A 14,878-nucleotide genomic window follows, 5' to 3' on the forward strand; every position below is an offset into this window, starting at 1 on the left:
AGAGCGGCGGTTCGCCTCCACCATGGAACCCAGTCCGCATGAGGACGGGGTTCTGTTTAGACTCATATGAAAATTACAAAGACTATAAATGATGCATTAATAAAAAACTCCTGTATGGATAATTGTCCACACAGGAGTTTTTACGCTAAATAGTTTTATCCTGGCTCTTTCCACTTTCTATTCTTTTAAATATTTAAATTGATCTATACTCTCCTGCATATCATGTGCTAATTTAGCAAGTCGCTTGCTAGCGGTAGAAATTTCCTCCATCGAAGCGGTTTGTTCCTCTACAGATGCAGATGCCTCTTCTGTTCCTGCTGCATTTTCCTCAGTGCTTGCAGCTAAGCTATCAATGATCTGGATAATTTCATTCTTTTTGCTTTCCATCTCATTCGAAGAGTTATTGATGTGGGTAATTGCCTGTTTCATCTTGTCAATAGCTTCCGCAATTCGATCCACTCGGCTATTAGTATTATTCACGCTTTCTGTCTGCAATTGCACGATTCGCCCAACCTCATGAATTTTTTCAACGGCAAACTCCGTCTTTCCGGTTAGGTCGTGGATGATTTCGGAGATTTCCTGTGTGAACTTATTAGATTGCTCTGCTAATTTTCTTATTTCATAAGCTACAACGGCAAAGCCCTTTCCATATTCTCCGGCTCTAGCTGCTTCGATAGAGGCATTTAGGGCAAGGAGGTTTGTTTGCTCTGCTATACCTTTAATCATCTGACTAGCCATTTCGATTTTTGAGGCACTTTCATTCGTATTAATAATGACATCCGATACTTCCTTAGCTTCTGCGTAACTGCTTTCTGTCTTTTCAACCAAGTCCTTCAATATATCTATTACTTCGAGTTTGATCGCATCTACTTCATTAGCAGACTGATTAAGATTCGCAATATAATAGCGATCTTTCGTAATGAGATTTCCTAACTCATTCATGTGCATAGCACCTTGTTCAGTATCTACTGCTTGTTCTCCAGCAGACTTAGAAATTTCCGCAATAGCTCGAGAAACTTCATCAGCAGCAATGACGGATTGTTCGCTCGTTTCCATTAGCTCATTTGAAGAAACAGAAACTACTTTAGATGCATCTGAAATAGAAGCAATAAGTTTCGTTAAGTTCGTTTGCATATTGCTTGTATCTCTCATAATATCTCCAACTTCACCCTTATGACGTAAATATTTTTCAGGAATGACTGGGGTGAAGTCACCATTTCCTAACTGTTTTAAGTGGGAAGAAACGAACTTAATTGGTTTTGATATTCTGCTGGAAATGAAATAAGCAATGATTATCGAAACGATAATAACAATCACTGTTGTAAATAATATAAACTTTTCTATTTCACTAGCACTTTTCGTAAACTCACTTTCTTCTACGATTACAATGTAGTTAAGACCTAACTCTTGGTTTGAAGAGGGGTTAACACTAGATATATAATTCTGACCATTTAATGTTGTTTTAAATGGCACCTTCGGCAACTTTTCAACATCTTCAAATTCTTTAATCCCAAGTGCGGAAATATTGGAAAATAGTAAGCTATCATCTTTTGGATGTGCAATGATATTGCCAAGACGATCTGCAAGAACGATATAACCAGTCTCGCCGATTTTATTCGTCTTCATAACGTCGGTTAAACTCGTTAAATCAATGTCGATGCTCAATACGCCGCGTAGTTGTTTGTTATCATCCAGAATAGCTCTTGCAGCATAAATTACGAGTTGACCGCCGGAAGTTGTATAGGCATCTGAAAAATTAACTTTGTCTGGATTAGCAGTCGCTAGTTCATACCAGGAACGTTGTCTTGCATCATACCCTTCATCACGAGGATTTTCTGGATACTGAACAAACCCGCCATTTTCTTCCACCCCTAAAGACGAAGCTAATATGTTAGGGTGAGACTCTACGTAGGATTTAAATGTTTTATATACTTCTGCTTCGAACGGATCTCCTTCGAGTGGTTTCATTGCAACTTTTCCGTCAATCCCTTTTTTGTCCACATAGGTTGTGATTCTCTTATCTGTTTCTTTAAGCAACGATAAGTTTGTTAACATTAAAGAATTTGATTCAACCTCAGCAAAGAAAGCCTCAATACTTGCATCAATATTTTTAAGCTGGACATCCACTGATCGACTAAAGTCTTCCTCTGTTTGTTCACTAACTTTATATGATACAACGGAGCTTACGAGCGCTAAGGAAATTAACGTAATCCCTACAATTGATAGTATTAATTTGTTGTTAATTGTGTTGAAATTGATCTTTGCCTTTCTTTTATACTGCTTTGTGTCTTGAGCCATGGAAAAACCCCTTATATGAATAATGAAAACTCAATATAAAACCACCTAATTTTACATAAATCAGAACAGCGAACATCCAAAATCGTTATTTTTTTTCTAATATATGTATTATATTCATTAGAAAGTATTAATTAATTTCAGCATACTTTGATACAGATATTAATGTCAAGCTAGTTATATGTACAAATTCGCCCGTTTTGGCGTGTACAGAAACTTGTACTTGCTGTAATCATAGATAAGAGGATATGATAGCTGTATTTTCCAAAAAGAGGTGAAATGGATGTCATTCCGTATCGTTCGAAGTAGGTAGTTTTCGGGTCGGCAAAAACGCGTACCGGCTATCAAGGGGGAAGTCTGCCCTTTTGCAGAATACGAAAACTACGATGAACGATATCGAGCGGCATCATTATTCTTTAATAAAGCTAAGAGGCATACCACTTGTCTAAGGCGGGGGTTAATGAAATGCTCATTGATTCCTGTTCACGACAAATAGGCGCCTCTTGGCTTTTTCAATAATCTCTTTTTGGAGGCAGAACAATGCTAAGGAAATGCCTATTTATGAGGACATTTCAAGAACTTGTCGACAAAGTGGTCTTGTCCGTAAGTCTCAACGAGGTGGCATCAGACTTAATGAGGAGCATATCGACACCTTGCGCTTTTGGGATATTTACTACCCCATATCGACTGCTGGTCATTCAGTTGAGGGAATATTCATAGAAACACCCATTGATGTATAATTATTCTTGTGGTTAAGAGCTTATTAGTTAAGCTACTACGAAATTCTGTACTGTAGAGGTGAGAGATATGAGCGAGGAAACATCTATCTTGCCGATTCAATCCTTCTACTCGCTCGATGACTGCGTCGTTGCGGCGACGGTACTGCATAAGGAACCATTAATTATGAAGCTTAAACGGCTGCTTACGGACGATGAATGTCAGTGGTTAATGGAGACAGCCGGCCCCCGTCTTACAGAATCCAAACTCGTGAACAAGGTGGTCAGTGAGATTCGCACGAGTCGCGGGATGTTTTTTGAAGAAGAGGAGAGTCCGTTCATCCGGCGCATCGAAAGGCGAATTTCACAGTTAATGAACGTGCCGATCGAGCATGCCGAAGGCTTGCAAGTTCTTCATTATGGTCCTAATCAAGAATATAAGGCTCACTATGACTTTTTCGGCCAGAACAGCCCTTTGGCAAGGAATAATCGGATCAGCACGCTGATCATCTACTTGAACGATGTAGAGGAAGGGGGAGAGACGCTCTTTCCCTTACTGCAGCTTAGGGTGAAGCCGGAGCGTGGGTCAGCGTTGTATTTTGAATATTTCTATCAACAGCAAGCGCTCAACAACTTGACCTTGCACAGCAGCGTTCCCGTTGTCCGTGGTGACAAATGGGTCGCAACGCAATGGATGCGCAGACAGCGAATCCGCGATTTTGGTCTAATTCCAAGTTAATCAGGCAGAGGATGGTTTTATTATCGTTAGCTAATTACAAGGGTGTCGATCTGATGATAAGTATTCTGACAAGGGGAGACTTAATAAGTCTCTTCATCCCTCAATTAGTTAATCTAGAACTTGTCAGTGAATATTAATCTGCTAGGTATATAGTATAACGGCGCTTTTCTTTGCATTATTATTTGGTTTTATTTGAACTTTGGGGTTGCGTTACGCAAGATAGGTTGATAAACAAGGTCGTTGAGATGCAAATGTGAAATAACCTGACATAATTGATTGACAAAGCATATATAGACGAATAGAATATAAACAAGCACAATATAGTGAATAGAATTTTAGAATGTGCATGGCATAAATGGGATTATTTGTATTCCTGTTATTGTCCGTGCATTTTTTTTGTTCTTTGTGAACATTTATTGTTCATTGAGTCGCGGTTTTTTAGTAAGATTAATAAGATTAAATAATCTAGATAATTAAAAGAATTGGAGTGGTCATCTATGAAATCTGTACTCAAGAAGAACTCCCTGCTGCTCGTCGTTTTGTCCTTGTTTGTCGCAATGTTGGCAGCCTGCGGTGGTAGTGACAAGGCTTCCAGCAGCACAAGCTCGACTACCAGCTCTGACTCCAATGCAAATTCCGAATCCTCGGAATCCCCGGAATCCCCGGAATCCCCGGAATCGGGTAAAGCGTTGTCCTTCAGCATGGGGGTTTCCCCGTGGGTTGGTTATGCCCCTTGGTGGATCGCAGCGGAGCAAGGCATTTTTGAAAAATACGGCCTCGACGTGAAAGTTGTGAATTTCATTCAAGATGCCGATATGAATGCTGCTTTTGCTTCTAATAATATTAAAGTTGCCAATGTCGCTACTAATACAGCAATTAGAATGGAGGCGGCTAACGAGCTGGGTCTTCAAGGGATTATTCTGCTAGACGATGCTGCAGAAGCCGATGCGATTTTGGCGACAGGTGATATTAAAACGATCGCTGATCTGAAAGGCAAAACAGTTGCTTACGAAGAAGGTGCGACTTCAGATTTGCTGCTGCGCCAAGCGCTGCATGACAATAATATGAGCATGGATGATATAAAAGTGGTATATATGGCGGCTTCCGATGCTGGGTTTGCCCTTCTGTCTGGCAAGGTAGACGCTGCGGTCACTTACGAGCCGTATATCTCCTCTGTTAAGGATAAACTTGATGTTACGGTATTGTATTCCGGCGCTGATTCTCCTGGCATTATTAGTGATATTGCGGTCGTTAAATCCGAATTCTTGACGGAGCATCCAGATGTGCAAGAGAAACTGCAGCAAGTATGGGATGAAACGATGGAATACTGGAACAACAACCGTGAAGCAGGCGACGAGATCATTGCGAAGAATGCAGGCATTGATATTGCTGAGCTCCCGGTCATTCTGGCGGGAATGAGCTACTATACTTCGAAAGAACAAGCGGCTGTAGCTGAATCCGGCGAATTTATGAACACCGCAAAGAAAATCCAAGAGATTATGATCGAGCAAGGAGCGCTGAAACAAGCGATTGACCTGAACAAAATGTTTCACTTGCAATAAGTATGAAAATGTCGCCTTCCTTCTCATTCAGGGGGAAGGCGATACATCCAATTAAAGGAGGGTCATCGTGAGCGAAGGAATAGATTCTAAGATGATGATAGGCAAGATGGCTATTTTGCTGGCAACCCTCCAAGATCACCCGTGGAGGAAGACGGTTGAACAGCAGCTGCGCACTGAAGGGTATCGTTATGCGATCGGCCGTGTCGGGGCTATGGATATGATGAAGGTGATCGCAGCGATCGAAACAGCTGCTAAGAACAATGAGATTATCGATGGTGAATCGTATCGGGAAGTGCACGCGGTTTACCATGCGATTATTGAAGCTCTGCAAGGCGTTGGCCGAGGCGAGGTGCAGTTCGGTAACATTTTGCGTACTGTAGGCTTGACCTTCTCGATTGTACGAGGCAAGTTTGCGGGAACGGTTCCACATCAAGGGGATTGGATAGCGGTTGCGATCTATGGTACAATCGGTGCCCCTAAGAAAGGCTTTGAGCATGAAGCTATCGGATTTGGATTCAATCATATATAGGCAGGGGGGATACGCGTGAGGAAATATACGTTTATATCGGTTGCAAGTATCCTTGTGGTGCTGGCAGCCTGGTCGATTGTTACGTATTCCGAAATGATCGATCCATTATTCCTTCCGACACCTGGCGATACCGTTAATGCGCTCGTTGATGAGATTGATGAAGGAATATTTTTCAGTGATGTTGTGGCTAGCTTTTATCGGATCCTAATGGGATTTGTGATCTCAACGATTTTCGCTATTCCGATCGGGCTTAAGATGGCGACTTCTCGCACATGGCAAGCGATTTGGGAGCCGTTCGTCGGGTTGATCCGCTATATGCCTGCCGTCGCGTTCATTCCGTTATCCATTCTGTGGTTCGGAACGAGCGATTTACAGAAATTTTTCATTTTGTTCCTTGGGGTGTTCTTCCAGGAAGTTATCATGATTGCTGACAATTGTAAGACGATCAATAAGTCTCTGATTGAGGTCGGCCATACGCTTGGCTTCTCCAAATGGCAAGTGACTCGCAGCATTGTATTTCGGGCTGCATTCCCAGGCATCATGGATACGCTGCGTACGACTTGGGGCTGGGCATGGACTTACCTGGTTGTCGCGGAGCTGGTTGCCGCTTCCGATGGATTGGGCTTCCGCATTATGCAGGCTCAACGTTACTTGGCAACGGACCGCATCGTGTTAGGCATTCTCATCATTGGCTTCCTGGGACTTCTCACAGACCTGCTGTTCAGCTGGCTGTATCGCAAAATGTTCCCATGGAAAATGCTGGAGAAGGCGAAGGGGTGATTGAAGATGGGAGAGGTTATGCTTCACGCAGATAACGTCATGAAGACGTTCGTCAGCCATAAGAAGGAAATTACTGCTCTAGATCGAGTCAGCTTGACGATACAGCAAGAGGAATTCATTTCCCTGCTCGGGCCTTCGGGATGCGGCAAATCAACCTTTCTCCGACTTGTCGCAGGATTGGATACGAAGACCGGAGGATCACTCAAGCTAAATGGTGTAGAAATCAACGGTGCAGGAAGAGATCGCGGCGTCGTATTTCAACAATACAGCTTGCTGCCTTGGATGCACGCATGGGAGAACGTTGCATTCGCGCTTAAGAAAACACCGGGGCTCAGCGCTTCGCAGAAGAAGGATATGGCCTATCACTATCTTGAATTGGTTGGCCTCAAAGGGTTTGAGAATCACTATCCGGTGCAAATGTCCGGGGGTATGCAGCAACGGGTAGCGATCGCACGAGCGCTCGTTTATCGTCCTAAGCTGCTGCTGATGGACGAGCCGTTTGGCGCGTTGGACGCGCAAACCCGCAGAGATATGCAAGACTTACTTATGAAGGTTTGGACAGAGGAGAAATGCAGCGTCTTGTTCGTTACTCATGATGTCGATGAGGCGATCTACTTGTCCGACCGCGTGTACGTTATGAGTGCTCATCCTGGTCGAGTCGCCAAGGAAATGACCATCGACATGCACAAGCCGCGTGATTGGAACGATATGCTGACAGATGAATTCCTTCATTACAAACGGGAAATCGTATCAGAGCTGGTAAGACAGAAATCACAACAAAAAGAGGCGTTACAACCTTAATAGGTTTGGGCGGTATTACCGGAGGTGTATGTAGTATGCTGAAAATTGTGCCAAGGTCGGAGTTGCTGGTGACCCAGCCTCAGGTATCCGATCATCCGGAACGCCGGGAGACGGTGCTGAACATTATTGCAGAGGTGAGACGGGATGGGGATGCAGCGCTTAAGCGAATGACCGAAGCATTCGATAAGGTTGCTCTTGCGCATATCGCGGTTCAGGAAGAAGAGATCGAGGAAGCATATCGGATCATTGATCCGGAAGTGCTGGATGCGCTGCGAGGCGCTATTCACAACATCCGAGACTATCATCAGCGTCAGGTTAACCAATCGTGGATGACGACGCAGAGCAGCGGAACGATTCTTGGACAGCTTGTACTGCCGCTTGAAAGAGTGGGACTATATGTGCCGGGCGGTACTGCCGCCTATCCTTCCTCCGTCCTGATGAACGCGATACCGGCGCTGGTAGCTGGCGTACAAGAAATTGCTATTACAACCCCGCCAGGCAAGGATGGTAAATTGAATCCGGCAGTGTTAGTAGCTGCTGCTGAATTAGGCATACGAGAGATTTACAAGGTTGGAGGCGCGCAAGCGATCGCTGCGCTCGCTTACGGGACGGAGACGATTCGTAAAGTCGATAAGATTACCGGGCCAGGGAATGCTTTTGTTGCTGTAGCGAAACGGGAAGTGTTCGGACAAGTGGCGATCGATATGATCGCAGGGCCTAGTGAAGTGGTCATTCTGGCCGATGAATCCGCTAATGCGGCGTATATTGCAGCCGATTTGTTGGCTCAGGCAGAGCATGATCCACTCGCTTCGACAACGCTTGTGACCACTTCGGCAGCGCTCGCGAAGGAAGTGCAGACGGAAGTCGAGCTGCAGCTTAAACAATTGGAGCGGCGCGACATTGCGGGGAAGGCAATAGAAAATTACGGAGCGATCTGTTTGGCGGACCATTTGGAGGAAGCCATTGATATTGTGAATGAAATGGCAACCGAGCATTTGGAAATCCATTTTGAAGATCCTTTCGCCCATCTAGGCAAAATCAAGCATGCCGGAGCGATCTTTATTGGAGATAACAGCCCGGTTCCGATTGGGGATTATTTCGTAGGGACGAACCATGTGCTGCCGACAGGACGAACCGCGCGATTCTCTTCGGGGCTATCGGTAGACGATTTTGTCAAGAAAACAAGCGTTGCTTGCTACAGTCGCCAGGATATGCTGGACAACGGCCGCAAGATTGCTGCCTTGGCACGTTACGAAGGACTACAGGCACATGCCCGTGCTGTAGAATTACGGCTGGAGAAATAACTCGAAGCTATCCACTGAAGGATTGAGTCGAGGTCGACCGTTATAAGTAAGCAGACTAGAAGCAAATCCGTTAGAAGCAAGTCCATTAGAAGCAAGTTAATTTAGGATGTCGATTTATAGGTCTTATGTGAATAGTGCGTATTCTTTAGTTTATAGTGATTTTCAGATTGACTAGTGCAGTGCTTGAGTTTTCATAACGATAGAATTGAATATGGCTAAGCGGCCATTTAGTGATTAGTGTATAGAAGCCGGTACCCGGAAGAGGTATGGGCTTTTTTATTTTCTTGTAAAGCAGGTGAGGATATGCTGACAACAGTTGAACACACGGTTCGCATTAATGGCAGCTCGTTGACTCTGAAGGATGTTGTAGACGTAGCCCGGCATGGATGGAAGGTCGAAATCGACGAGGGCAGCATGCAAGTGATGCAGCGGACAAGGGAGTACGTAGAGAAGCTCCTCCGCGAGCAAAGAGTCGTGTATGGGTTAACGACGGGCTTTGGCAAATTTAGCGATACTTTTATACCGGAAGAAGACGCCAAAGTGCTGCAATTGAATTTGATTCGCAGCCATGCCTGCGGGATTGGACAGCCGTTCGCGGTGGAAGTCGTGCGTGCCATCATGCTGCTGAGAATTAATGCGGTGGCGATCGGTTACTCGGGCATTCGTCCGGAAGTCGTTAGCCTTATGGCGGAAATGTTGAACAGGGGCGTAACGCCGGTCATTCCAGAGCAGGGATCTCTTGGAGCAAGTGGAGATTTGGCGCCGTTGTCCCATTTGGCGCTTGTTATTGTCGGGGAGGGAGAAGCGTACTTCAAGGGCGAGCGGCTTCCCGGAGGAGAAGCAATGAAGCGTGCAGGGTTAACGCCAATCGTACTGGAGTCGAAGGAAGGGCTGGCGCTGATCAATGGTACGCAAGTTATGACAGCAGTCGGAGCGCTGGCATGCTTCGATGCGGAACGCTTAGCCGATTGGGCCGACAATGCGGTTGCTCTGACAGCGGAGGCGCTGTATGGAGTGCGTGACGCATTCGACGATCGAACACATGCAATCCGTCCGCATAAGGGTCAGCGTGCATCGGCCGCCCGTATTCGTAGACTGGTGGCCGGAAGCCAGCTTATGACGAATCAAGGGGAGCGCCGCGTACAGGATGCATACTCGCTGCGCTGCGCGCCTCAGGTGCATGGGGCTAGCCGGGATGCCATTGCTTATGTGCGGGAGAAGCTCGAAATTGAGATGAACTCTGCGACAGACAATCCGTTGATTTTTGCAGAGGAGGATCGGGTCATCTCAGGAGGCAATTTCCACGGACAGCCGATTGCTCTGGCCATGGATCATTTGGCTATCGGGGCAGCAGAACTGGCTAATATCGCGGAACGGCGTATCGAGCGCTTGGTCAATCCGCACTTGAACGAGAGCTTACCGCCGTTCTTGACGGCTAATGGCGGGGTGGAGTCAGGCTTTATGATCGCTCAATATGCTGCGGCTTCGGTCGTGTCGGAGAACAAGTCGCTTGCTCATCCGGCTAGTGTCGACTCGATTCCTTCTTCGGGCAATCAAGAAGACCATGTCAGCATGGGGACGATCGGGGCTCGTAAAGCCCGGCAAATCGTCGACAATGCCTATAACGTACTCGCGATTGAGCTGCTATGCGGAGCGCAGGCTGCGGATTTCCGTAATCCGGCATTGCTAGGGGAAGGCACGGCGTGGCTGTACCGCCAAATCCGCAGCAACGTGTCATTCGTGGATCGTGACAGGGTGCTGTCGGGCGATTTCAGAACGATTGCGGGCTGGATGAAGCAAGTCGATTCGATGATTGAGCTGGAACAAATGATAGGTCAACTTAACTGATAGCAGACTTCGTAATCGTGTCTAGCAGGATATAGGTGCTGTCAAGGGCAAAGTCAAAAGTTTGGGGAGGAAATGAATATGGGAAGCAGTGAAAAACGTGTCATTCGTGCGCCGAGAGGAACGGAGCTGAATACAAAGGGCTGGGTGCAAGAAGCTGTATTGCGGATGCTGATGAACAATCTAGACCCGGAGGTTGCGGAGCATCCTGAGAAGCTGGTCGTATACGGCGGAATCGGGAGGGCAGCCCGCAATTGGGAGAGCTTCGACGCTATCGTGAAATCATTGAAGGAGCTGGAAGACAACGAAACCTTACTGGTGCAATCCGGCAAGCCTGTAGCGGTATTCCGGACGCATAAAGATGCTCCTCGCGTGCTGATTGCCAACTCGAACTTGGTGCCGGCCTGGGCGAACTGGGAGCACTTCCATGAGCTTGATAAAAAGGGTCTGATGATGTATGGACAAATGACGGCAGGAAGCTGGATCTATATCGGCAGTCAAGGAATCGTACAAGGAACGTATGAAACGTTCGCAGAGCTGGCGCGCCAGCATTTTGGCGGCAGCCTGAAAGGAACGATCACGGTAACGGCTGGATTAGGCGGCATGGGCGGCGCTCAACCATTGGCTGTCACGATGAATGAGGGTGTGGTCATTGGTATTGAAGTTGACCAAAGCCGGATTGATAAACGGATCAGAACCCGTTATTGCGACTTGATGGTACACAGTCTGGATGATGCGATCTCGCTCGCGCAAGAAGCGAAGGCGCAGGGGAGCCCGCTGTCTATTGGTCTGGTGGGTAACGCGGCAGAGATACTGCCGCAAATGATTGAGCGCGGATTCATCCCAGACATTATTACGGATCAGACATCTGCCCATGATCCGCTGAACGGCTACTTGCCAGCCGGTTACACGATGGAGGAAGGCAAACAGCTGCGTGAGGACAATCCAGATGAATACGTCAAGCTGTCTAAAGCGAGTATGGCGCGGCATGTCGAGGCGATGCTGACGATGAAAGAGCGCGGCGCAATTGCGTTCGACTACGGCAATAATATTCGCCAGGTCGCTTATGATGAAGGGGTCGAGGCTGCCTTCTCCTTCCCGGGGTTTGTTCCTGCCTATATTCGCCCACAGTTCTGTGAAGGTAAAGGGCCTTTCCGCTGGGCGGCGCTATCTGGTGATCCGGAGGATATTCGCAAGACGGATGAAGCCGTGCTAAAGCTGTTCCCGGACAATGAGCCGCTGCACCGCTGGATTCGCATGGCTCAGGACAAAATCGCCTTCCAAGGGCTTCCTTCCCGTATTTGCTGGCTCGGCTACGGGGAGCGTGCGAAGTTCGGCAAAGTCATTAACGATATGGTCGCTTCGGGTGAATTATCTGCACCGATCGTCATCGGACGGGATCATTTGGACGCTGGGTCCGTTGCTTCTCCGAACCGCGAGACGGAAGCGATGAAGGATGGAAGCGATGCGGTTGCCGATTGGCCGCTGCTTAACGCGCTCGTCAATACAGCGGCTGGAGCCAGCTGGGTATCCCTGCATCATGGCGGCGGCGTAGGCATGGGTTATTCGATGCATGCAGGTATGGTCGTTGTGGCGGATGGAACTAAAGATGCGGAAGAGAGACTATCCCGCGTGTTGACCAGCGATCCGGGTATGGGCGTTGTGCGTCATGCCGATGCGGGATATGAGCTGGCCATCGAGACGGCTAAAGCTAGAGGCGTGCGCATGCCGATGCTCGGTTAAGCGGATATAAGAGGGGGATCGGCATGGGATTGGTATATATTCGCAACGCAGCTCAAGTCGTAACGATGGCAGGCCCAAACGATAAGCCGCGCACGGGCGCGGCTATGAGCGAACTGGGTGTGATCGAGCGTGGAGGAGTCGTGCTTGAGGACAATCGTATCGCTTATGTCGGTACAGATGAGGAAGCGGCGCGTTATGTGGAGCAGCACTCCGCAGGTCAAGAAGTGACTGTGATTGACGCAACGAGTAAGCTGGTCACTCCAGGACTTGTCGATCCGCATACACATGTCGTGTTTGCGGGTACTCGGGAGAAAGAGCTTGGCATGCGGTTGAACGGAGCGACCTACATGGAAATTATGAATGCGGGCGGAGGAATTCATTATTCCACCACCCGCACTCGTGAGGCAGATGAGGAGCAATTGATCCGAGAAACTGCCAAGCGGCTTGATCGCTTCCTCGAACATGGGGTGACAACCGTAGAAGCCAAGAGCGGTTACGGACTTACGCTGGAGGATGAACTGAAGCAGCTGCGTGTGGCACGTCAGCTGCACGAGCAGCATCCAGTCGATCTTGTATCGACGTTTATGGGTGCACATGCTGTACCTCGGGAATACAAGGGAGATCCGGACGCTTATGTGCGGCTCATCACAGAGGAGATGATCCCGACGGTTGTCCGCGAAGGACTGGCTGAATTTTGCGATGTGTTTTGCGAAGAAGGCGTCTTTACGCCGGAGCAGTCGCGAGTCATTCTGGAGGCGGGCATGCAGTGGGGGCTGCTGCCGAAGATCCATGCCGACGAGATCGTCCCTTACGGTGGGGCAGAATTGGCGGCTGAAATCGGCGCCGTGTCAGCCGAGCACTTACTTCGCGCTTCGGACGAGGGTATCCGTGCTATGGCCAAGAAGGGGGTTATTGCGGTTCTCCTGCCGGGGACGGCCTTCTTCCTGATGACGAAGCCGGCGGAGGCACGCCAAATGATTGATGCCGGTGTGCCTGTTGCTCTATCTACCGACCGCAATCCTGGATCATGTCCGACGGAGTCGCTGCCGCTCATTATGAATTTAGCGTGCTTGACGATGCACATGACCCCGGAGGAAGCGCTAACGGCCGTCACGATCAATGCCGCACACGCGATTCGTCGAGCGGATCGCATTGGCAGCCTTGAGGTCGGCAAGCAGGCGGATGTTGTATTGTTTGATGCACCGAATTATTTATATCTGCAATATCATTACGGCGTTAATTTGGTGGAAACGGTGATTAAAAACGGCCGAGTCGTAATTCAGGACGGAAGGAGGCTGGCCGGGTGAAGGAACTGAAGGTTAACGCTGCAAGAATACAAGCCCGTATTCTTGAGCTCGGCGAAATTGGACGCAATGCGGGGGACGGCATGGACCGCACGACGTTCACTCCGGCCGAGCTTGAGGCGCGGGAATGGCTGAAACAGCAGCTTCGCGCACTTGATCTGGACATTAAGGTGGACGAAGCGGCGAATATCTGGGCACATCGGAAGGGTGCAGATTGCAATCTTCCGGTCATTGCCTTCGGTTCTCATCTCGATTCCGTTCCGAACGGAGGAAGGTATGATGGAGCGCTTGGAGTCATTCTCGCGTTGGAGGTCATGGAGGTATTGAAGGAGAGTGGTCTGGATACTCGTCATCCGTTCGAGCTCGTTTCCTTCAGCGCGGAGGAGCCTAATCCGTTCGGTCTTTCCACCTTCGGCAGCCGTACTGTAGCAGGCAAGCTGGGAAAAGCAAATATTGAAGGTGTACAGGATCATAACGGTACTTCTTTGGCGGATGCATTGCGCTTAGCAGGCGGGAATCCGGAGCGTCTGGAGGACGCCCGTCGTAAACCGGAGGAATTGGCGGCCTTTCTGGAGGTTCACATCGAACAGGGGCTGAGGCTCCTGGAGAGGGAGATTCCCGTTGGTGTTGTTTCGGCGATTACAGGCATTTACCGAGAAGATGTTACGGTCATCGGGGAAGCCAATCATGCAGGTACGACTCTGATGGAGAATCGTAAGGATGCGCTCATGGCGGCATCCGAGATGATGCTGGCCTTTGAAGCGGCGTGTCGGGAGCATCCTTCTGCGGAAACGGTTGGCACGATCGGAACGATCGCCAATGAGCCGAACGCGGCTAATATTATCCCGGGTCAGGTGCGGTTTCATATGGAAATTCGCAGCAAGACGAGGGCCGAGATTGGGGAAGTGCTGGATAAGTGGGCTAAAAATGCCGAAGCGATTGCTGCACGAAGGGGCGTCCGTCTGGAGCGGAGGCTGCTGCTCGATCAACATCCGGTTGCGATGGACCCGCTCGTCATGGACATTACCGCCGCGCAGACCTCGAAGTTAGGCTATAAGTCGTATACGTTAGGAAGCATGGCCGGTCATGATGCGGCGCATATGGCAGCATTAACCCGTTCGGGTATGCTGTTTGTACCGAGCATTGACGGCAAGAGCCATTGTCCGGAGGAAGAGAGCCGCATCGAGGACATCGAGAAGGCGGCTAATGTGCTGCTGCATTCGCTTCTGGCGCTGGACGACCAATTACACCGTTAAGCTA

Annotated in this window: 11 protein-coding genes; 10 read left to right on the plus strand and 1 reads right to left on the minus strand. The window is 48.5% G+C overall.

The genetic code is table 11. From position 1 onward, the window contains the following. Positions 1-177: 177 nt before the first annotated feature. On the minus strand, positions 178-2,298 hold the full coding sequence (locus PXY01_RS13640; protein ID WP_127570576.1) for a methyl-accepting chemotaxis protein: 2,121 nt from the start codon (positions 2,296-2,298) through the stop codon (positions 178-180). 804 nt (positions 2,299-3,102) lie between these two features. Here PXY01_RS13640 and PXY01_RS13645 point away from each other — a divergent pair. The 10 genes from PXY01_RS13645 (at position 3,103) to PXY01_RS13690 (ending at position 14,874) form a co-directional block, all read left to right on the plus strand. Continuing rightward, positions 3,103-3,750: a 2OG-Fe(II) oxygenase gene (locus tag PXY01_RS13645; RefSeq protein ID WP_127570577.1), complete on the plus strand. Its 648-nt coding sequence runs from the start codon at positions 3,103-3,105 to the stop codon at positions 3,748-3,750. Positions 3,751-4,247: 497 nt separating this feature from the next. Further along, positions 4,248-5,312: an aliphatic sulfonate ABC transporter substrate-binding protein gene (locus PXY01_RS13650; RefSeq protein ID WP_127570578.1), complete on the plus strand. Its 1,065-nt coding sequence runs from the start codon at positions 4,248-4,250 to the stop codon at positions 5,310-5,312. A 91-nt stretch (positions 5,313-5,403) separates the two neighbouring features. Beyond that, positions 5,404-5,841, plus strand: coding sequence for a histidine utilization transcription antiterminator HutP (gene hutP / locus PXY01_RS13655; protein WP_127570723.1), 438 nt, complete (start codon positions 5,404-5,406; stop codon positions 5,839-5,841). Positions 5,842-5,856: 15 nt separating this feature from the next. Continuing rightward, positions 5,857-6,621 carry an ABC transporter permease gene (locus PXY01_RS13660; protein ID WP_127570579.1) on the plus strand — a complete coding sequence of 255 codons (765 nt, stop codon included), beginning with the start codon at positions 5,857-5,859 and terminating at the stop codon, positions 6,619-6,621. A gap of 6 nt (positions 6,622-6,627) precedes the next feature. Next, the gene (locus tag PXY01_RS13665) at positions 6,628-7,422 is read left to right on the plus strand and encodes an ABC transporter ATP-binding protein (RefSeq protein ID WP_127570580.1); all 795 of its coding nucleotides are present in this window, start codon (positions 6,628-6,630) and stop codon (positions 7,420-7,422) included. Between the two features lie 38 nt (positions 7,423-7,460). Beyond that, a complete protein-coding gene (gene hisD, locus PXY01_RS13670) occupies positions 7,461-8,726 on the plus strand; it encodes a histidinol dehydrogenase (RefSeq protein ID WP_373864296.1) in 1,266 nt (421 codons plus the stop codon). 303 nt (positions 8,727-9,029) lie between these two features. Continuing rightward, a complete protein-coding gene (gene hutH, locus PXY01_RS13675) occupies positions 9,030-10,574 on the plus strand; it encodes a histidine ammonia-lyase (protein WP_127570582.1) in 1,545 nt (514 codons plus the stop codon). 78 nt (positions 10,575-10,652) lie between these two features. Beyond that, a complete protein-coding gene (hutU, locus tag PXY01_RS13680) occupies positions 10,653-12,314 on the plus strand; it encodes a urocanate hydratase (protein ID WP_373864294.1) in 1,662 nt (553 codons plus the stop codon). A gap of 23 nt (positions 12,315-12,337) precedes the next feature. Then, a complete protein-coding gene (gene hutI, locus PXY01_RS13685) occupies positions 12,338-13,621 on the plus strand; it encodes an imidazolonepropionase (protein ID WP_127570584.1) in 1,284 nt (427 codons plus the stop codon). Beyond that, entirely contained in the window at positions 13,618-14,874 is a 1,257-nt protein-coding gene (locus PXY01_RS13690; protein ID WP_127570585.1) for a Zn-dependent hydrolase, read from the plus strand. The genes hutI and PXY01_RS13690 overlap by 4 nt, the downstream gene beginning before the upstream one ends. Positions 14,875-14,878: the final 4 nt, after the last annotated feature.

Origin of the sequence: Paenibacillus xylaniclasticus, from assembly GCF_004001065.1 — a bacterium.
Classification (GTDB): Bacteria; Bacillota; Bacilli; order Paenibacillales; family Paenibacillaceae; genus Paenibacillus_T; species Paenibacillus_T xylaniclasticus.